The 18,321-nt window shown below is 74.5% G+C and carries 19 protein-coding genes and 2 pseudogenes; 11 read left to right on the top strand and 10 right to left on the bottom strand.

Annotation, left to right across the window (positions count from 1 at the left end; genetic code table 11):
- Positions 1-10: 10 nt before the first annotated feature.
- Positions 11-1,165 carry a VIT1/CCC1 transporter family protein gene (locus ISOVA_RS01135; protein ID WP_013837428.1) on the bottom strand — a complete coding sequence of 385 codons (1,155 nt, stop codon included), beginning with the start codon at positions 1,163-1,165 and terminating at the stop codon, positions 11-13.
- Between the two features lie 187 nt (positions 1,166-1,352).
- Here ISOVA_RS01135 and ISOVA_RS01130 point away from each other — a divergent pair, with 187 nt between their 5' ends.
- Positions 1,353-1,979: a ribonuclease H family protein gene (locus ISOVA_RS01130; RefSeq protein WP_013837427.1), complete on the top strand. Its 627-nt coding sequence runs from the start codon at positions 1,353-1,355 to the stop codon at positions 1,977-1,979.
- Between the two features lie 18 nt (positions 1,980-1,997).
- Positions 1,998-2,924, top strand: a complete 927-nt coding sequence (locus ISOVA_RS01125; protein WP_013837426.1) for a DNA-3-methyladenine glycosylase family protein — start codon at positions 1,998-2,000, stop codon at positions 2,922-2,924.
- A 34-nt stretch (positions 2,925-2,958) separates the two neighbouring features.
- On the opposite strand, the gene ISOVA_RS16640 is transcribed toward ISOVA_RS01125, so the two are convergent.
- From ISOVA_RS16640 to ISOVA_RS17395, 3 genes are all read right to left on the bottom strand, one after another.
- On the bottom strand, positions 2,959-3,123 hold the full coding sequence (locus tag ISOVA_RS16640; protein WP_013837425.1) for a hypothetical protein: 165 nt from the start codon (positions 3,121-3,123) through the stop codon (positions 2,959-2,961).
- A gap of 100 nt (positions 3,124-3,223) precedes the next feature.
- Positions 3,224-3,955 (bottom strand): DsbA family oxidoreductase, encoded by a 732-nt coding sequence (locus ISOVA_RS01120; protein WP_013837424.1) that lies wholly within the window; start codon positions 3,953-3,955, stop codon positions 3,224-3,226.
- Between the two features lie 94 nt (positions 3,956-4,049).
- Entirely contained in the window at positions 4,050-4,172 is a 123-nt protein-coding gene (locus ISOVA_RS17395; RefSeq protein WP_261376406.1) for a hypothetical protein, read from the bottom strand.
- Here ISOVA_RS17395 and ISOVA_RS01115 point away from each other — a divergent pair.
- Together ISOVA_RS01115 and ISOVA_RS01110 are read left to right on the top strand one after the other, a co-directional pair.
- Positions 4,171-4,812: a histidine phosphatase family protein gene (locus tag ISOVA_RS01115; protein ID WP_041294728.1), complete on the top strand. Its 642-nt coding sequence runs from the start codon at positions 4,171-4,173 to the stop codon at positions 4,810-4,812. The two genes, ISOVA_RS17395 and ISOVA_RS01115, sit on opposite strands and share 2 nt — an antisense overlap.
- 19 nt (positions 4,813-4,831) lie before the next feature.
- A complete protein-coding gene (locus ISOVA_RS01110; RefSeq protein ID WP_013837422.1) occupies positions 4,832-5,371 on the top strand; it encodes a PH domain-containing protein in 540 nt (179 codons plus the stop codon).
- 45 nt (positions 5,372-5,416) lie between these two features.
- On the opposite strand, the gene ISOVA_RS01105 is transcribed toward ISOVA_RS01110, so the two are convergent.
- Complete coding sequence (locus ISOVA_RS01105; RefSeq protein ID WP_081474784.1) at positions 5,417-6,979, bottom strand: HNH endonuclease signature motif containing protein; 1,563 nt, start codon at positions 6,977-6,979, stop codon at positions 5,417-5,419.
- Between ISOVA_RS01105 and ISOVA_RS17560 the strand changes: the two are divergent.
- Positions 6,941-7,474 (top strand): annotated as a pseudogene (locus tag ISOVA_RS17560) (hypothetical protein); the annotation flags it as partial. The gene ISOVA_RS01105 and the pseudogene ISOVA_RS17560 sit on opposite strands and share 39 nt — an antisense overlap.
- Positions 7,475-7,576: 102 nt before the next feature.
- Here the strand turns inward: ISOVA_RS17560 and ISOVA_RS17555 are convergent.
- Positions 7,577-8,130: pseudogene (locus tag ISOVA_RS17555) on the bottom strand (UDP-N-acetylglucosamine 2-epimerase); the annotation flags it as partial.
- Positions 8,131-8,415: 285 nt separating this feature from the next.
- Here ISOVA_RS17555 and ISOVA_RS01090 point away from each other — a divergent pair.
- Positions 8,416-9,714 (top strand): NAD(P)/FAD-dependent oxidoreductase, encoded by a 1,299-nt coding sequence (locus ISOVA_RS01090; RefSeq protein ID WP_013837419.1) that lies wholly within the window; start codon positions 8,416-8,418, stop codon positions 9,712-9,714.
- 12 nt (positions 9,715-9,726) lie between these two features.
- On the opposite strand, the gene ISOVA_RS01085 is transcribed toward ISOVA_RS01090, so the two are convergent.
- From ISOVA_RS01085 to ISOVA_RS01070, 4 genes are all read right to left on the bottom strand, one after another.
- The gene (locus ISOVA_RS01085) at positions 9,727-11,151 is read right to left on the bottom strand and encodes an amino acid permease (RefSeq protein ID WP_013837418.1); all 1,425 of its coding nucleotides are present in this window, start codon (positions 11,149-11,151) and stop codon (positions 9,727-9,729) included.
- 70 nt (positions 11,152-11,221) lie between these two features.
- Positions 11,222-12,901 carry an ABC transporter permease gene (locus ISOVA_RS01080; RefSeq protein ID WP_013837417.1) on the bottom strand — a complete coding sequence of 560 codons (1,680 nt, stop codon included), beginning with the start codon at positions 12,899-12,901 and terminating at the stop codon, positions 11,222-11,224.
- Positions 12,898-13,869: an ABC transporter ATP-binding protein gene (locus tag ISOVA_RS01075; protein WP_013837416.1), complete on the bottom strand. Its 972-nt coding sequence runs from the start codon at positions 13,867-13,869 to the stop codon at positions 12,898-12,900. The genes ISOVA_RS01080 and ISOVA_RS01075 overlap by 4 nt, the downstream gene beginning before the upstream one ends.
- Positions 13,870-13,909: 40 nt before the next feature.
- On the bottom strand, positions 13,910-14,602 hold the full coding sequence (locus ISOVA_RS01070) for a TetR/AcrR family transcriptional regulator (RefSeq protein WP_013837415.1): 693 nt from the start codon (positions 14,600-14,602) through the stop codon (positions 13,910-13,912).
- A 115-nt stretch (positions 14,603-14,717) separates the two neighbouring features.
- On the opposite strand from ISOVA_RS01070, the gene arsB reads away from it, so the two are divergent.
- Genes arsB through ISOVA_RS17100 form a run of 5 tightly spaced genes read left to right on the top strand, consistent with a single transcriptional unit; the run spans position 14,718 to position 18,306 of the window.
- Positions 14,718-15,842 carry an ACR3 family arsenite efflux transporter gene (gene arsB / locus ISOVA_RS01065; RefSeq protein WP_013837414.1) on the top strand — a complete coding sequence of 375 codons (1,125 nt, stop codon included), beginning with the start codon at positions 14,718-14,720 and terminating at the stop codon, positions 15,840-15,842.
- On the top strand, positions 15,839-16,888 hold the full coding sequence (locus ISOVA_RS01060) for a metalloregulator ArsR/SmtB family transcription factor (protein WP_013837413.1): 1,050 nt from the start codon (positions 15,839-15,841) through the stop codon (positions 16,886-16,888). The genes arsB and ISOVA_RS01060 overlap by 4 nt, the downstream gene beginning before the upstream one ends.
- Positions 16,889-16,907: 19 nt before the next feature.
- Positions 16,908-17,312 carry an arsenate reductase ArsC gene (locus ISOVA_RS01055; RefSeq protein ID WP_013837412.1) on the top strand — a complete coding sequence of 135 codons (405 nt, stop codon included), beginning with the start codon at positions 16,908-16,910 and terminating at the stop codon, positions 17,310-17,312.
- Positions 17,312-17,677, top strand: coding sequence for an FAD-dependent oxidoreductase (locus ISOVA_RS17105; RefSeq protein WP_041294726.1), 366 nt, complete (start codon positions 17,312-17,314; stop codon positions 17,675-17,677). The genes ISOVA_RS01055 and ISOVA_RS17105 overlap by 1 nt, the downstream gene beginning before the upstream one ends.
- Entirely contained in the window at positions 17,674-18,306 is a 633-nt protein-coding gene (locus tag ISOVA_RS17100) for a rhodanese-like domain-containing protein (protein ID WP_041294725.1), read from the top strand. Before ISOVA_RS17105 ends, ISOVA_RS17100 begins: the two co-directional genes overlap by 4 nt.
- Positions 18,307-18,321 lie beyond the last annotated feature (15 nt).

Here is an 18,321-nt window from a genome sequence, read left to right as displayed (position 1 = left end):
TTCACCCGCCCTAGGCGACGGTTGTCCCGAACAGCAGGCCGAGCAGATACGTCACGGCGGCGGCGCCGAACCCGATCGCGAGCTGGCGCAGGGCGCGCGTCACGGGCGAGGTCCCGGAGAGCAGGCCCGTGATCGCGCCCGTGACGACGAGCGCGACGCCGACGAGCACGCACGCCACGAGCACCGCCTGCGCGCCCTCGAGGCCGAGCAGGTACGGGACCACCGGCACGATCGCGCCCGAGGCGAAGAAGAGGAAGCTCGACACGGCGGCGCCCCACGCGGTGCCGTGCGTCTCGTGCTCGTCGGCGTCGGCCGCAGGGCCCGGGTCGGCAGGCACGTGCCCGGCGACGGGGTCGGTGACGGAGACCGGCCCGGCGGCCCCGAGGCGAGCGAGCACCTCGTCGGCGTGCGCCTGCGCCTCCTCGGCGGCCATGCCGCGCGCCCGGTAGACGAGCGCCAGCTCGTTGGCGTCGACGTCGAGGTGCGGCAGCGCGCGGTCGGCGTCGGGGTCGGGCGTGGAGGCCTCGAGCAGCTCGCGCTGCGAGCGGACGGACACGTACTCGCCCGCGGCCATCGACAGCGCGCCGGCGAGCAGGCCGGCGAGGCCCGTGAGCAGGATCGTCCCGGTGGGCACGCCCGAGGCGCCGATGCCCAGCACGAGCGCGAGGTTGGACACGAGCCCGTCGTTGGCGCCGAAGACGGCGGCCCGGAAGGTCCCGGAGAGGCGGTTGCGGCCGCGCGTCGCCAGGCCGCGCACGACCTCCTCGTGGATCTGCTCGTCGGCGGCCATGGTCGCCGTCGCGAACTTCTCGTCGCCGTAGGCGGAGCGCGACTCGGCGCGCTGGGCGAGCGCGAGGACGAAGACCCCGCCGAACCGGCGGGCGAGGAACCCGAGCATCCGGGTGCGCCAGTCGCCCTTGAGGGGCTTGCCGACGTCGTCGCCGAGCAGGTCGAGCCAGTGCTGCTCGTGCCGCTTCTCGGCCTCGGCGAGCGCGAGCAGGATCGCGCGCTCCTCGCCGGTGCGACGCCGCGCGAGGTCGCGGTAGACGGCCGCCTCGGCGCGCTCGTCGGCGAGGTAGCGGCGCCACCGGCGCACGTCGGAGGGCGTGCGCCGGTGCGCCGGGTGCTGCTCGGCCGCGCGCTCGGCGGGGGTCGGGGGTGCCATGGCACCATGATGGCCGCCGCGCCGCGGCCGTGGGTTCCGGCCGCTCGGGCGGCAGGATTCGGACGTCCGCATCGCCGGGAGCCTGCCGGGAGCGCCGGATCGCCGCCCGGGGTTCACCTGGGTGTCACCGGCTCGGGGCACAATGTGTCCCGACGTCCGGGAGGCCGGACGGCGAGAGGACGACGGCGTGATCATTGTCAGCACCGACGGCTCCTGCCTGCGCAACCCGGGCGGAGCGATCGGATGGGCGTGGATCGCTCACGAGGGTGGCCGCTTCGACTCGGGCGGGGCGGCCTCGGGGACCAACCAGGTCGCCGAGCTCACCGCGCTCCTGCGCGCCATCGAGGCGCACCCCGGCGACGAGCCGCTGCTCATCGAGTCCGACTCGCAGTACGCGATCCGGTGCGCCTCCGAGTGGCTCGACGGCTGGAAGCGCAAGAACTGGCGCACGGCGTCCGGCGGGCCCGTCAAGAACCTCGAGCTCATCCAGGCGATCGACCGCGCGATCGCCGCGCGCCCCGGCCCCGTCCGCTTCCGCTGGGTCCGCGGCCACGTCGGCAACCCGTTCAACGAGCGGGCCGACCAGCTCGCCGGACTCGCCGCGCAGGACTGGGCCGCGGGCCGCGGGCAGGTCGGGGACCTGCTCGTGGACGCCGCACCTGGCGATGCCGCACCTGTCGCCGCCGCGCCCGACGCCGAGCCCGCGGCGGCGGCCGCGCGTCGCGAGGCGGTCGGCGCCCGGTCGGGCGTGCGCGGCCCCGGGGCAGGCACGACGCCGGAGCCGGCCTGGGAGCTCGGCACGCTGTTCGACTGACCCGCGTAGCGTGGGTCCGTGCTCACCGTCCACCGCGAGCAGCTCACCGTGCGGCACGCGTCCGACCGCCCGCTCGACCTCGGACTCACGCTCGGTCCCCTGCGCCACGGCGCGGGCGACCCGACGTTCCGCACGACGCCGGACGGCGCCGTGTGGCGCACGAGCCTCCTGCGCACCGGGCCGGTCACCCAGCGGTTCACGGTCGCGGACGAGCGCACCGTCGTCGTGCAGCACTGGGGGCCGGGCGCGGCCGAGGCTGCCGCGCAGCTGCCGACGCTGCTCGGCGAGGACGACGACACGAGCGGGTTCGTCCCGCCGCTGCAGGCGGCCGACGCCCACCGCCGCACGCCGGGGCTCCGGATGCCCCGCAGCGAACGGGTCATGGAGGCCCTCGTGCCGGCCGTGCTGGAGCAGAAGGTCCAGGTCGTGACGGCGCACCGTGCCTGGCGGTGGCTGCTCGCGCGGCACGGGACGCCCGCGCCGGGCCCTGCGCCGTCGGGCATGCGCGTGGTGCCCGACGCGCGGACGTGGGCCGCGGTGCCGGTGTGGGACTGGCACCGCGCGGGCGTGGACGCGACGCGCGCGCGGACGATCGTGCGGTGCGCGCGGGTCGCCGCGCGGCTCGAGGAGGCGGCGGCGATGCCGCCCGCCGAAGGCCGGGCGCGGCTCGAGACGGTGCCGGGGATCGGGGTGTGGACCTCGGCCGAGGTCGCGCAGCGCGCGCTCGGCGACGCCGACGCGGTGTCGGTGGGCGACTTCCACCTGGCCGGGGCCGTCGGCTGGGCGCTCACCGGCGAGCGCACCGACGACGCGGGCATGCTCCGGCTGCTGGCGCCCTACGCCCCCCACCGGCACCGCGTGGTGCGGCTGCTGTTCCTCGGTGGGCGGGCGCGGGCGCCGCGCCGGGGCCCGAAGCTGCCGATACCGGACTACCGGGCGTTCTGACGGCCCGCCGGCACCGGCGCCGGGTGCGACCGGGTCAGTCGGTCACGGAGCAGGCGCCGTCGGCGCACGCGGCGCCGTCGTCGCCCAGCATCTGCAGGGAGTGCTCGTCGCCGCGCGGCGACGCGGCGTCGGCCGACCCGGCCGACGCGAGCCTCGTGCGACGCGGGTTGGCGATCGAGCGGTACGGGGTGTCGGTCATCTGTCCTCCTTCGGGCGCACGGGCGCCGATGCTCGTGTGTCCTGCGAGCCGCGCCTCACGGACGCGGTCTCACCACAGTGATACCGCGTCTCGGACGGGCTCACCGACCCGAACGGCCCGTCGACGGTGTGAGTTCCGCCTCACCGCGCTCGGCGAGCACCTGGTCGAGCACCTGGACGAACACCGCCGGGTCCTGCGCGCCCGAGACGCCGTAGCGGCCGTCGATCACGTAGAACGGCACGCCGTTGATCCCGTAGGCGCGTGCCTGGGCCATGTCTGCGGCGACGCCGTCGGCGTACCGGCCGGACTCGAGCGCCTCGACGACCTCGTCGCGGTCCAGACCCACCTCGGCGGCGAGGTCCGCGAGCTCGGCGACGTGGCCGACGTGGCGCCCCTCGGTGAAGTACGCGCGCAGGAGGCGCTCCTTCATCGGCTCCTGGAGACCTCGCGCCTTGGCGAGGTGCAGGAGCTCGTGCGCCTTGAGCGTCGTGGTGTGCCGGACGTCGTCCATCCGGTACTCGAGCCCCTCGGCGGCGGCGAGGCGCGTCACGTGGTCGTTCATCTGCCGCGCCTGCTCGAGCGGGATGCCCTTGTGACGCGCGAGGAACTCGGTCGACGTGCCCTCGAAGTCGACGGGGGTGTCGGGCGACAGCTCGAAGGAGTGGTACTCGACCTCGACCGCCGGTGCCGCGCCGTCGCGCTCGGCCAGCTGCTCCAGGGCGCGCGCGAACCGCCGCTTGCCGATGTAGCACCAGGGACAGGCGACGTCGGACCACACGTCGATCCTCAGGGGCTGCTTCTCGTGGCCGTCGTGGCTCTCGTGGCTCGTCACACCGTCGCCAACAGCGACGGCCCGCCCTCGATTCCGTGACGCCCCTCTCGCCACCCCGTCGCGTGACGGGGTGGCGAGAGGTGGCGCGGCGACGTCAGCTCGTGGTCGTCGTGCCGTTCGTCGTGGTGCCGCCGGTCGCCGTGGCCGCGGCGCCCGCGGCGAGCTGCCCGCCCGCGATGCCGGCGATGAGCTGGTTAGTGGGCGATCCTCGGTGCATGGCGATCGTCCCCACCTCCGCGCCCCAGCTCGTGCTCCTGCGGCACGGGGAGACCGAGTGGTCCCGCACCGGCAAGCACACGGGCCGCACCTCCGACGTCCCGCTCACGCAGGCCGGTGAGGAGCAGGCCCGGCTCGCAGGGCGCGCGCTCGCCGACTTCCGCTTCGCCGCGGTCTACTCGTCGCCGCTCGAGCGGGCCCGCCGGACCGCCGAGATCGGCGGCTGGACCGACGTCGTCGTCGACGACGACCTCGGCGAGTGGGACTACGGCCCCGTCGACGGGCGCACCAGCGCCGAGATCGGCGAGATCCTCGGGCGCGAGTTCGTCATCTTCGAGGACGGGGTGCGCGTCCTTCCGCCCGACCCGGAGCACGGCGCCGGGGGGAAGGGCGAGCTGCTCGAGGACGTGTACGAGCGCGCGCGGCGGTTCGTCGCCCGCGCCGAGGAGACGCTTCGCGACGGCGGCGACGTGCTCGCGGTCGCCCACGGCCACCTGCTGCGCGTGCTCGCGACCGCGTGGATCGACGCCGACCCACGGCTCGGCGCGCGGCTCGAGCTGGGCACCGCGGCGATCTGCCTGCTCGGGCACGGTCACGGCCTGCGCACGGTCGAGGGCTGGAACCTGCCCCCGACGTCGTGAGCTCTGGCACCATCTGAGCATGGCGCTGCGCGAGAAGGACCTGACCGACGGCGAGACGGTGGTCATGGAGCTGCGCGAGCACGCCAAGGCCCTGCTCTGGCCGTTCGTCCTCCTGGTCCTGCTGGTCGCCATCTGCGTCGGGACGATCCTGCTGTCGCCGTCGGACCTGCTCACGTGGGTCGTGCTCGGCCTCGCAGCGCTGGCGGCGGTCTCGTGGGTGCTCGTGCCGTGGCTGCGCTGGCGCACCACGTCGTACTCCGTGACGAACCGGCGGATCGCGGAGCGGTCCGGCATCCTCACGCGCGTCGGGCGCGACATCCCGCTCTACCGGATCAACGACGTCGCGCTCGAGAAGGACGTCGTCGACCGGATCTTCGGCTGCGGGACGCTCGTGGTGTCCGACGCGACCGAGAAGCAGGGCATGGAGCTGCACGACGTGCCGCGCGTCGACGAGGTGCACCTGCGACTGCAGGAGCTGCTGCACGTCACCGACGACGGGTCCGACGACGGCGAGTGGCCGCCGACCGAGCCCGCCCGGCGCCGGCGCAGGCGGCACTGAGCCCGGCGCAGGCGGCACTGAGCCCGGCGCAGGCGGCGCCGACCCTCAGAACGGGGGCGGGCCGGTCTGCTGTTCCGCCGTGCTGCCGGGTGGGCCTTCCTCGCGCGGTGGTCGGTGGGCGGGGTCGGCGATCGTGGGTGGTCGGTCGTGCTGGTGGCCGGTGGGTGCGGTCCATCGGGTGGTGCCGGTGGCCGGGTCGTGGGTGACGTGCCAGCCGCCGAGGGTCTTGGCGCGGTGGTGGGTGCGGCACAGGGCGTGGAGGTTGTCGCCGTGGGTCTGCGGGGCGTCCCGGTCCGGGTCGAACGGGTCGAGGTGGTCGAGGTCGGTGCGCCAGGCGGGCACGCGGCAGCCGGGGAAGGTGCAGGTGATGTCGCGGGCGATGACCGCGGCACGCAGTGCGGGGCTGGGCCGGTAGGACCGTGAGGACAGGTCGGTCAGGACGCCGGTGGCGGGGTCGGTGAGGATCCGCCGCCAGGTGGCGTCGGGGTCGGCGGCCAGCGCCCGGGCGACCGCCGCGGGAACCGGTCCGTGGCCGGCGAGCAGGCCAGGCAGGTCGTCGGCGCCGAGCAGCGTGGAGGCGGCCACCGTGACCTGGACGCCGGGCCGGCGGCCGGTCGCCGGCCCGGTCGCGGAGCCGTGCACTGACCCGGTCGGGGTGAGGTCGCCCGTCACGAGGCCGACCAGGGCGTCGGCGCGGCACGCGTCGAGGCGGCGGGTCTCCCCGGGGGTGCGGTGCATCGGCACGGCGACCTGCTCGACCGCGGCCAGGACGCGGGCGGCGTCGTCGGCGGGCAGGTAGGCGGTGAGGTAGGCCATCGCGTCGTCCACCGGCTCCAGGCGCACGAACCGCTCGGAGCGGGCGGCGTGGTGCCGCCGTTCGGCGCCGTCCGGGTCGATGCGGATCTCGGCACGGCGCAGCCGCTCGCGCAGCTGCGGCACGGTGAGGCGCTCCGCCTCGGGCAGCACCTCGCGCACCGCAGCCCGGCGCCGGTCGTCCGGCAGGCGGCCGGTAGCGATCAGCGTCTCGGCCTTGCGCCGGTCGATCCGGCCGGTCGCGAGGGCGTCGGCCACCTCGGGCAGCCCGGCGGTGCCGTGCGCGACGGTGACCAGCTGCGCGGCCGCGTGCCGCGTCATCCCGAGCCGGGCGGCCACCCCGTCGACCGTGAACTCGTGCTCGGCCGACCCGCGGGTGCGTTCCAGCAGCTCGGCCAGCGCCCGCGCCGACCCGGCCTGCGCCCACGCGGCGACCCGCTCCCACGCCGCCAGCACCTCCACGAGCGTGTGGTCGTCCAGGTCGGCCGGCTCCAGCGCGACCAGCCGTGACGCCAGCCCCGGACCCGGCAGCGCCGCGTCCAGCTCCGCCGCCAGGCTCGCGGCCGGTTCGACGGCGGCACGCGCACGATCGCCGTTGGCGAACCATGCGACGTCGGGCACGAACACCTCGTCGACCATCCGCGCGAGCTCACGCTCCAGCGCGGCCTCGACGGGCGAGGGTGCGGGCGGTCCCGGCACGACCGGGGCACGGGCAGCGCCGGGACCGCCCGTCCGAGCGCGCGACACGCGGGCGGGATGGCTGCCGCCGTGCGCTGCATCGCCCCACTCGAACATGTGTTCGATTCTAGCGAGACCTCCGACACCGCGCAAGGGCTGCACCTGCCCACATTCACCCGTGCCCCCTGCGGCGCGGCTGCGTCTATCCGGGCGAGGCCACCACAGGGGCGGCCCCTCTCATGCCAAGGGGAAAGAGTGAGGAACCGGCCTTCTCGTCGGCACGACGCCGCAGCGCGACCCTCCGAGGGTCCGCGGCGCCGCGGTCGACTCGATCATCAGACCGTCCGCAGAGCCACGGGGCTGCTCGTCACCGCAGGGATCGTCGGCGTCACGACGTTCGCGGGCGCCTCGGCGGCGAACGCGGAGCCGACCGACCAGACCGAGGCGCTCGGGAAGTTCCTGGGTGGCAGCGCGCCGCCGATCGACCTCGACGACGTCGCCGAGGTCCACGGCGCGCACGCCGAGCACCCGTCGGGCGACGCGCTCCGCACCAACCCGCTGAGCGCCGACGTGCTCAACGCGGTGTTCGTCGACCTCGGGGACTCCCTCCAGCTCTTCGGGCCCAACGGCGTCATCGCGCTCGGCACGGTCAACCAGTACGGTCGAGCGTGCGAGCAGGTGCGCGAACGCCGCGTAGGGCAGCGGGTCGAGCACGCGGACGTTGGGCACGCCGCGCACCGCGGGCACGACGGCGTCGCGCACGAGCGGGTTGAGGTGCAGCGGGACGACGACGAGCACGTCGGGGAACAGCCGGGCAACGCGCACGAGCGCGTCCGCGACCCCGGCGATGCCCGCGCCCCACGCCTCGCGCCGGTGCGCGGTGACCGTGACGACGACGCGCTCGCCGGGACGTTCTCCGCCAGGAGGTTGGCGGCGGCGTCGGCGGTCGGCGCGCAGTGCAGCGCGGCGACGGCCGAGACGAACCGGCGGTTGCCCTCCTCGGGGAAGGGAGCGTCGAGGTTGCCCGTGCGCAGCCCCGCCTCGACGTGGACGACCGGGATGCGGCGGTGGAACGCCGCGAGCGCCCCCGCGAACGTCGACGTCGTGTCGCCCTGCACGACGACGGCGTCGACCGGGCGCTCGTCGAGGTACCGGCCGAAGCCCGTGAGCGCCCCGGCGAGCACGTCGTCGAGCGACTGGCCGGGGCGCATGAGGCCGAGGTCGTGGTCGGGCACGATGCCGAACAGCGCGTTGATGCCGTCGAGCATCTCGCGGTGCTGGCCCGAGACCACGACGACGGGGTCGAACCCGTCGTGCTCGGTCAGGGCGCCGACGACCGGCGCGAGCTTCACGGCCTCCGGCCGCGTCCCGTACAGCACCGCGACCTGGCGCCGGTGACCCGTGGGGTTCATGGTGCAGCCCTCCCGTCCCCGGGACCGCGCGCGGCGCGCGGCCCGTCACCCCAACCGACGACGCCGGGGCGCGGGCGTGACGGGCGAATTCCGGACGGTCTCCGCTCGCGACGGTTCCGGGCCCCCGCTTACGGTGACGGCATGTCGCAGCAGGGCAGGCTCCCGCACGTGGTCGTCGTCGGCGGAGGGTTCGGAGGGCTCGCGGTCGTCAAGGCCCTCAAGGACGCGCCCGTGCGCGTCACGCTCGTCGAGCGGCACGTCTACAACACGTTCCAGCCGCTGCTGTACCAGGTGGCCACGGGCGGCCTGAACCCGGGCGACGTCACCTACTGGCTGCGCGGGCTGCGGCTCAAGCAGAAGAACGTGCGCGTGCTGCACGAGCAGCTCGTGGGCATCGACCACGACGCGCGACGCATCCGGCTGCTCAACGACGAGTGGGTCGACTTCGACTTTCTCGTGATCGCCAACGGCGTGACGGTGAGCTACTTCGGCACACCCGGCGCGCACGAGCACGCGTTCGGCATGTACTCGCGCTCGCAGGCCCTGAAGATCCGCGACCAGCTCTTCATCCGGCTCGAGAAGTCGGCCTTCACGCACAGCATGGAGGACGGGCTGCGCGTGGTCGTCGTCGGCGGCGGCGCGACGGGCGTCGAGGTCGCGGGCGCGCTCGCCGAGCTGCGCACCGCCGGGCTGGCGCCCGCGTACCCGGAGATCCACGGCAGCGCGTTCGAGGTCAAGATCGTCCAGCGCGGCACCGAGCTGCTCAAGGGCTTCCACCCCGACCTGCGCCGGTACGCCGAGGAGGAGCTCAAGCGCCGCGGCGTGACGCTGCACCTCGGCGCGGGCGTGGCCGAGGTGCTGCCCGACGCCGTCGTGCTCACCGGCGGCACGCGCATCCACGCCGACCTCACGATCTGGTCGGCCGGCGTCGCGCCGCACCCCGAGGTCGACGGCTGGGACCTGCCGCGCGGCCCGCGCGGGCGCATCGCCGTCGGCCCGGACCTCCAGGTCGAGGGCCGCCCGGGTGTGTTCGCGGTCGGCGACATCGCCGCGACGCCCGACGAGCTGCCGCAGCTCGCCCAGCCCGCGATCCAGGGCGGCCGGACGGCCGCACGGAACATCCTCGCGCTGATCGAGGGGCGGCCCACCGAGCCGCTGCGCTACCGGGACAAGGGCACCATGGCCGTCATCGGCCGCCGGGCCGCGGTCGCGGAGATCAACGTGCCCGGCCTGCGCGCGCCGCTGCGGCTCACCGCGGGCCTGGCGTGGATCGTGTGGCTGTTCGTCCACATCATGTCGCTCGTCGGGCCGCGCAACCGGGTCACGACGCTCGCCGGCCTCGTCACGCGGTACGGCTTCCCGTTCCACCGCCGGCCGATCCCCATCGTGGGCGAGGTGCCCACCGTGCGGCCGCCGAAGGAGCCGTCCGCGCGGACGTGAGGCCCGCGGTGGTCAGGCGCGGCGGGCGGCCACGGTCCGCGTCACCCCGTACGCGGCGAGGATGACGACCACGAGCCCGCCGGTGGCCAGCAGCTGGGCGCGCGCCGCGGCGTCGGACAGCATGAGACCGACGATCGCGACGAGCCCGCCGAGCGTCACCCAGGTCAGCCACGGGTAGCCCCAGGAGCGCAGCGGCAGGGTGCGGCCCTGCTCGGCCGCGGCGGCCTCGAGCCGCGGGCGCAGCCGGAGCTGCGCGACGACGACGAGCCCCCACACGACGAGCAGCGCCGAGCCGACGGCGTTGAGCAGGATCGACAGGATCGAGTTCGGCAGCAGCCAGTTGAGCAGCACGGCGACGACGCCGAAGAACACCGACACGAGCACGGCGACCCACGGCACCTCGCGGCGCGAGACGCGCGTCGCCACCGACGGCGCGTCGCGGCGCTCGCCGAGCGAGAAGAGCATGCGGCTCGTCGCGTAGACGTTGGCGTTGAACGCGCTCAGCAGCGCCAGGACGACGACGACCTCCATGAGCCGCGCCGCGCCGTCGAACCCGGCCATCTGCAGGACGGTGACGAACGGCGAGGCCAGGCGGTCGGCGTCGGTCCAGGGGATGAGGGCGACCATGATCGCGACCGAGCCGACGTAGAAGAACAGGATGCGCCACAGGATGGTGCGGGTCGCGCGGGCGACGGCGGTCTGCGGGTCGCGCGCCTCGGCCGCGGCGATCGTGACGATCTCGATGCCGCCGAACGCGAAGACGACGACGAGGAGCCCGGCCGCGATGCCGGCCCAGCCCGCGGGCGCGAAGCCGCCGTGCGCGGCCCACTCCCCCAGCACGCTGCCGCCGACGGGGATCACGCCGACGACGATGAGCAGGCCGACCACGAGGAAGCCGACGATCGCGGCGACCTTGATCATCGCGAACCAGAACTCGGCCTCGCCGAAGTGCCGCACACCGATGAGGTTCACGGCGCCGAACACGGCCACGACGACCGCCGCCACGGCCCACTGCGGCACCTGCGGCCACCAGGTGCTCGCGATCGCCGCCACGCCCGTGACCTCGACGCCGAGCACCATGATGATCATGAACCAGTAGAGCCAGCCGAGCAGGAAGCCGGCCCAGCGGCCCAGCGCCGCCTCGGCGTAGACCGAGAACGAGCCGGACGCGGGCATCGCGGCGGCCATCTCGGCGAGCATGCGCATGACGAGGACGACGAGCGCGCCCGCGATCGCGTAGCTCACGAGCACGGCGGGGCCGGCGGTCGCGATGCCGACGCCCGAGCCGAGGAACAGCCCGGCACCGATCGCCGAGCCGAGGCCCATCATCGTCAGGTGCCGCGGGCGCAGGCCGTGCGCGAGCGGCTCGGCCGGGGCGGCGAGCAGGCCCGGCGTCGTTCGAGGGGTGGTGGTCACGACCGACCACGGTAACCCCACCCCGGGAGTTGTCAGGGCCACACCGGTGCATGCACGGGTGTGGCCCTGACAACGTGCGTGCCCCGGGCGATCAGGTGCTCACGACGTCGCGACGCCGGAACCCGACGAACGCGAGCGCCAGCAGCACGGCGGCGATCCCCCACAGCACGAGCGTGTCGCCCGCCGCGACGTCGTCGACGAAGGGCGCGGGCACCCAGTCGAACGGCGAGAGGCGCAGCGCCCAGTCGGGCAGCTCGAACAGGCCGCCGAACAGGCCGACGACGAACGTGTACGCGAGCAGCGCCCACGCGACGCCCGACGCCTTGGGCAGCCACGCGAACAGCGCCGCGGCGAGCCCGAGGTACACGAGCAGCGCCGGCACGTAGCTGACCAGCACGGTCGTGTACTGCCCGAACGACTGGTCGTCCCAGCCGACCGAGACGGCACCCGCCCACAGCGCGTACACGCTCACGGCGAGGAGCACGAGCGTGCCGATCGCGGCGACCCCGAGCTGCGCGCCGAGCCACCGCGTGCGGGACACGGGCAGCGCGAGCGCGACCTCGGCCCGGCCCGTGGACTCCTCGGCCTTGGGCCGCAGCGCCATGACGATCGCGTACGCGGCGCAGCACAGCGCGGCGTAGAGCAGCATGACGCCGAGGAACGACACGCTCAGCGCCGACGGGTCGTCGCCGAAGATCTGCTGCGCGGCCGGGTTCGACTCGACGAGGTCGCCGATCATGGTGCCGATCTCGGGCATGAGGGTGCCCGAGGCGTACCACATGAGGCCGAGACCCAGGCAGCTCCACAGCAGCGCGGACCGCTGCTGCAGCCAGGCGAGCGCGAGGGGGCTGCGCAGCGACGGCCGCGCGTCGGCCCGCCCGCCGCGCGACGCGACGAGCCCGCCGCCGAAGTCGCGCCGCGAGGCCAGCACCGCGCCGACCCACAGCAGGACCGCGACGGCGGCCACCGACAGCAGCGCCGGCCACCACCGCAGGTCGACGAACGAGCGCATCTGCTGCGCCCACGCGATCGGCGAGAACCACGACAGCGCGCTGCCGCCGCGCTGCTGCATGTCGCCCGCGGCCCGGACGACGAACGCGGCGGCGAAGACCGCGAGGCTCATGCCGATCGCGCCGCGCCCGTGCTCGGTGACCTGGCAGAACACGACGGCGACCGCGCCGAAGACGAGCGCGCTGAGCGCCGAGCCGACCGTCATCGCGAACGAGTCGACGAGCGCCAGCTCGCCGCCGCCGACGCCGTACATCGCGAGCGCCGAGAGCACCGCGATGAGGGCCTGCGCGATCACGAGCGTGACCATGGCCGCGACCGCGGGCGCGTGCCGGCCGACGGCGGCGGCACGCACCAGCTCGGAGCGGCCCGACTCCTCCTCGGCCCGCGTGTGCCGTACGACGTGCAGGATGCTGAAGATCGCCAGCGCGAGCACCACCCACGTGATGCCCTCGTTGGCCATGGCCACGCCCGTCGTGTAGTTCTCCAGGCCGTAGTTGGGCCCGCCCATGACGATGCCCGCGGGCGTCTCCATGACGGCGGCGCGGCCCTGGCGGGAGGCCTCGTCCGCGAACACCGTGTCGAGGGTGGCGGTGAAGTAGGCGTAGAACGCGACCATCGAGGCGCTCCACACCGTGAGCCGGACCCGGTCGCGGCGCAGCACGAAGCGCACGAGCCGGCCGGTGCCGGTGAGGGTGTGCCCGCCCGTGGCGGCCGGCGCCGGAGGCGCGGCCGGGGCCGGGCGGGTCGCGGTGGCGGTCATCGCGCCCCCGCCCCGCTGCCCGCGGCGACCGGCAGCACGTCGCCGTAGTGGCGCATGAAGAGCTCCTCGAGCGACGGCGGGGCCGCGGTGAACGACTGCACGCCGAGCGACGACAGGGCGGTGAGCACGGCACCCATGGCGTCGTTGTCGACGTCGAATGTGACGCGCGTGCCCTGGGCGTCCGGTGCGGTGACCAGGTCGTGCACCCCGAGGATCCCGCCGAGCGACGACGGGTCGCCCTCGACGACCGCGGTGACGTTCGACCGGGTCAGGTGGCGCAGCTCCTCGAGAGCGCCGGACTCGACGGACCGGCCGCCGCGGATGATCGTCACGGTGTCGCAGACCTTCTCGACCTCGTGGAGGATGTGGCTGCTCAGCAGCACCGAGGTGCCCGTGGCCTTGGCCTCGCGCACGTAGTCGGTGAACACGGCCTCCATCAGGGGGTCGAGGCCCGACGTCGGCTCGTCGAGGACGAGGAGGTCGACGTCGGAGGCGAACGCCGCGACGAGCGCGACCTTCTGCCGGTTGCCCTTGGAGTAGGTGCGGGCCTTCTTGGTGGGGTCGAGCTCGAAGCGCTCGAGCAGCTCCTGACGGCGCTGTCTTGCGCCTCTGCTCGTGCCCCCACCGCGCAGCCGCGTGAGGAAGTCGATCGTCTCGCCGCCCGTGAGGTTGGGCCAGAGGTTGACGTCGCCCGGCACGTAGGCGAGGCGGCGGTGGAGCGCGACGGCGTCGGACCAGGGGTCGCCGCCGAGGAGGCGGACGTGGCCGGCGTCGGCGCGCAGCAGGCCGAGCAGGACCCGGATGGTCGTCGACTTGCCGGCGCCGTTGGGGCCCAGGAAGCCGGCGACCTCGCCGGGGCGGACGGTCAGGTCGAGGCCGTCGAGGGCCTTGACCGTGCCGAAGGACTTGTGCAGGTCGTGGATCTCGATCGCGGGCGCGGTCGTCGCGCCCGTACGCGCGGTGGTCATGGTTCCTCTTCGTCGTGGGAGGTGTCGCGGTGTGTGCGCGTCAGGCGGCGGGGTCGTCCTCGCTGGGGACGTCCGCGTCGACGCGGTCCGACGACGGCGGGTCACCGACGTAGAGCAGGTAGTCGTCGAGCATGCGGCGGTTCGTGAGGAACCCCTGCGTGAAGAGCTCGACCTGCGGCAGGTACTGGTCCTTGAGGAACCGGCGCAGCGTGCCCTGCAGGTCGGCCGGGTCCTGCGGCGGGTCGAGCGTGAGCGCCAGGAGCATCGAGCCGAGCGACGACAGCACGAGGAAGCGCACGCGCTTGGCCTCGTCGAGGCTGGGCTTGACGATGCCCGCCCGGACCGCCTCGGCCGTGTACTTCTCGGCGTCCTCGATCATGTGGTTGACGAACGCCGCCGCGACCTCGCCGCCGGCCTGCAGCGACCGCAGCACGTAGCCGAGCAGCGGCGCGAACTCCTCGGCCTCGGTGAGCACCTCCATGAGGCGCCCGCTCGTGGCCGGGCCCATGTTCTTGCGCTTGGACTCGGCGATCCACGCCAGCACGTGCTCGTCGCACACGGCGTGCAGCTTGGCCTTCGACCCGAAGTGGTGGATCACCAGCGCAGGGCTGACCCCCGCGTCGGCCGCGATGTCGCGCACCGTCGCGTCGAAGCCCGAGCGCGCGAACCGCAGCACCGCGGCGTCGCGGATGCGGGCGCGGGTCGTGAGGTCGTCGGCTGAACGCACGTTCATGAGCCTAAACAGGCGTTCAGCCGCGCGCAAGAGGTGGGACGGCGGCGGCTGCGGGTGGCTGCTGCATCGAAAGCCGTCTATATTGATCGAGATCGAATCAGCAAGGAGCCCCTGCGTGAGCACCCTCGTCACCCGCCGCCTGTCCGCCCTGGACCGGTGGCTGCCCCTGTGGATCGCCGCCGCGATGCTCCTGGGGCTCGCGCTCGGCCGCTGGCTGCCCGGCGTCGGGCACGCGCTCGAGGCGCTCGAGGTCGGCGGGATCTCGCTGCCCATCGCGCTCGGCCTGCTCGTGATGATGTACCCGGTGCTCGCGAAGGTGCGCTACGACCGCGTCGCCGCCGTCACGGGCGACCGGCGCCTGCTCGTGAGCTCCCTGGTCCTCAACTGGGTCGCCGGACCGGCGCTCATGTTCGCCCTCGCCTGGCTGCTGCTGCCGGACCTGCCGGAGTACCGCACGGGCCTGATCCTCGTCGGCCTCGCGCGCTGCATCGCCATGGTCGTCATCTGGAACGACCTGGCGTGCGGCGACCGCGAGGCCGCCGCGGTCCTCGTCGCGCTCAACTCGGTCTTCCAGGTGCTCGCGTTCTCGCTGCTCGGCTGGTTCTACCTCACCGTCCTGCCGGGCTGGCTCGGCCTGGACACGCAGGGCCTCGACGTCTCGGTGGGCCAGGTCGCGCTCAACGTGCTCGTGTTCCTCGGCGTGCCGCTCGCCGCGGGCTTCGTGTCGCGCGCGATCGGCGAGCGCACGCGCGGGCGGGCGTGGTACGAGGGCACCTTCCTGCCGCGCGTCGGGCCCTGGGCGCTGCACGGCCTGCTGTTCACGATCGTGCTGCTCTTCGCGCTCCAGGGCGACGCGATCGCGGCCCGGCCGCTCGACGTCGCGCGCATCGCCGTCCCGCTGCTCGTCTACTTCGCGGTGCAGTGGGCGCTCGGCCTGGCGCTCGGGCACGCGCTCGGGCTGGGCTACGCGCGCTCCACGACGCTCGCCTTCACCGCGGCGGGCAACAACTTCGAGCTCGCGATCGCCGTCGCGATCGCCACGTTCGGCGCCACCTCCGGCCAGGCCCTGGCCGGCGTGGTGGGGCCGCTCATCGAGGTCCCTGTGCTCCTGGGCCTCGTGCACGTGTCGCTGCGGGCGGGACGCCGGTGGTTCGGCGAGGATCCCGCGACCGGCCGCGACACCGTTCCCGCGGCGGCGAACGCGCCGTCCGAGGTCCTCGTCGAGGAGGTCCGACCATGACCACGACCGTCCCCTGCACCGCGAACCCCGCCGTCGTCGAGCGTGCGATCGGCGCCGACGCCGCCGACGCCGTCGCGGCCACGCTCAAGGCGCTCGCCGACCCGCTGCGTCTGCGCATGCTCTCGGCCATCGCCACCGCGCCCGACGGCGAGGCGTGCGTGTGCGACCTCGCCGAGCTGGGCGAGGTGTCCCAGCCCACGGTGTCGCACCACCTCAAGGTGCTGCGCGACGTCGGGCTGCTCGAGTCCGAGCGCCGCGGCACGTGGGTCTGGTACCGGGTGGCGCCGGCGTACCGCGGCGCGGTGACGACCCTGCTCGACCGCTTCGCGCCCGCCGCGCTCGAGAGCCGCCGCCACGCGGGTCGCGCGAGCGCGATGCACGGCCTCGCCGACGTCGAGCGCGAGCTCGAGGACCTCGCCGGCTCGCTCGCCCAGCGGATCCCGGGCACGACGCGCGACGAGGCGCTGCGCGTGGTCCGCGAGTCCTACACGTCGCTCGCACGGCGCGGCGGCATCCCGGTCTACCTCGTCGCGCTCACCGAGCACTTCGCGTACCAGCGGCTGACCGACGCCGCCAAGTCACGCACAGCCGGGTCGCGCACGGCCGGGTCCCGGGCGACGGCGGAGCACCCGCCGCAGGTGCTGTTCGTCTGCGTCGGCAACGCCGGCCGCTCGCAGCTGGCCGCTGCGCTGCTCGAGCACTACGCCGGGGACCGCGTCGTCGTGCGCTCGGCCGGGTCGATGCCCGCCGCGAACGTCCACGACACGGTGAAGCCGCTGCTCGCCGAGCTCGACGTCGACCCCGACGGCGCGACGATGTTCCCCAAGCCGCTCACCGACGACGCCGTGCGCGCCGCCGACGTCGTGATCACCATGGGCTGCGGGGACGTGTGCCCGGTCATGGCCGGCAAGCGGTACGAGGACTGGGTCGTGGGCGACCCGGCGCTCGCGTCGCCGGCCGGCGCTCGCGCGATCCGCGACGAGCTCGACGCCCGCGTGCGCACGCTCGTCCACGACCTCCTGCCCGACCTGCAGCTCACCGACTGACCCACCGAGAGGAACCGCCATGCCCTCCGCCCTGTTCGTCTGCGTCCACAACGCCGGCCGCTCCCAGATGGCCGCCGGCTTCCTGCGCGAGCTGTCCGGCGGCGCCGTCGAGGTCCGCTCGGCCGGCTCCGCCCCCGCCGACCGGATCAACCCCGTCGCGGTCGAGGCGATGCTCGAGAAGGGCATCGACATCCGCGCCGAGCAGCCCAAGGTCCTCACGACCGAGGCCGTCCAGGCGTCCGACGTCGTCATCACGATGGGCTGCGGCGACGCGTGCCCGATCTTCCCCGGCAAGCGGTACGAGGACTGGGAGCTCGAGGACCCGGCCGGCCAGGGCATCGAGGCCGTCCGCCCGATCCGCGACGAGATCGAGCGCCGGGTCCGCACGCTGCTCGACGAGCTGGGCGTCGAGGCGGTGGCGTGATGAAGATCGTCGTCGTCGGGTCGGTCGCGGCCGGCACCTCGGCCGCGGCCAAGGCCCGACGCAACACCGAGACCGCGCAGATCACGGTCTACGAGCGCGACCACGACATCTCGTACTCGGGGTGCGGGCTGCCGTACTTCGTGGGCGGCGAGGTCGAGACGATCGACGAGCTCACGCCGCGCGACGCCGCGTGGTTCGCGAAGCGCTACGGCGTCGACGTGCGCACGGGCCACGAGGTCACCGACGTCGACGCCGCGGCGCGCACCGTGACCGTCCGCGAGCCGGCGACCGGCCGGACGTTCACCGACACCTACGACGAGCTCGTGCTCGCGACGGGCGTCTCCCCGGTCGTGCCGCCGGCGTGACCGTCGTCGAGGCCCTGGCGCACGCGATGCCGCGCATGGACCCCGACATGTCGGCGCGCGTCGACGCCGAGCTGCGCGCGCACGGCGTGCGGCTGCTCACGAGCACGCGCGTGGTCGGGATCGAGCCGGCCGACGACGCGGCCGACGTCGCTGCCGTCGTCGTGCAGGACGCCGACGGCGAGCGCCGCGTCCCGGCCGGCCTGGTGATCCTCGCGGTGGGCGTGCGGCCGAACCTCGAGCTCGCCAACGCCCCGACGTACGCGACGACCAAGGACCCCGTGCACTACACGGGCATGGCGCTGGCCAACGCCGTGCACGGGACCGCGCCGATCATCTCCCCCGCCGAGCTCGAGCGCCGCCGCGCGGCCGGGGAGAAGGTCCAGGTCGTCGACGTGCGCTCGGCCAAGGACCGCGCGAAGTCCTTCGTCGAGGGCTCGGTGCACGTCCCGCTCGCCGAGCTGCGCGAGCGTGCCGGCGAGCTCGACCCCGCCGTGGCGACCGTGACGTACTGCAACAAGGGCGTCTCGGGGAACGCGGCCCAGCACGTGCCGCGCAACCTCGGGTTCTCCGAGGTGTACAACCTGTCCGGCGGCAACACGAACTACCAGGCCTACACGAACACCCACTGACCACCGAGCTGTCAG

This window comes from Isoptericola variabilis 225 (assembly GCF_000215105.1).
In the GTDB taxonomy this organism is placed as follows: Bacteria; Actinomycetota; Actinomycetes; order Actinomycetales; family Cellulomonadaceae; genus Isoptericola; species Isoptericola variabilis_A.
Note: the sequence above shows the minus strand (reverse complement) of the source record. Positions and strands in the feature narration are given on the sequence as shown.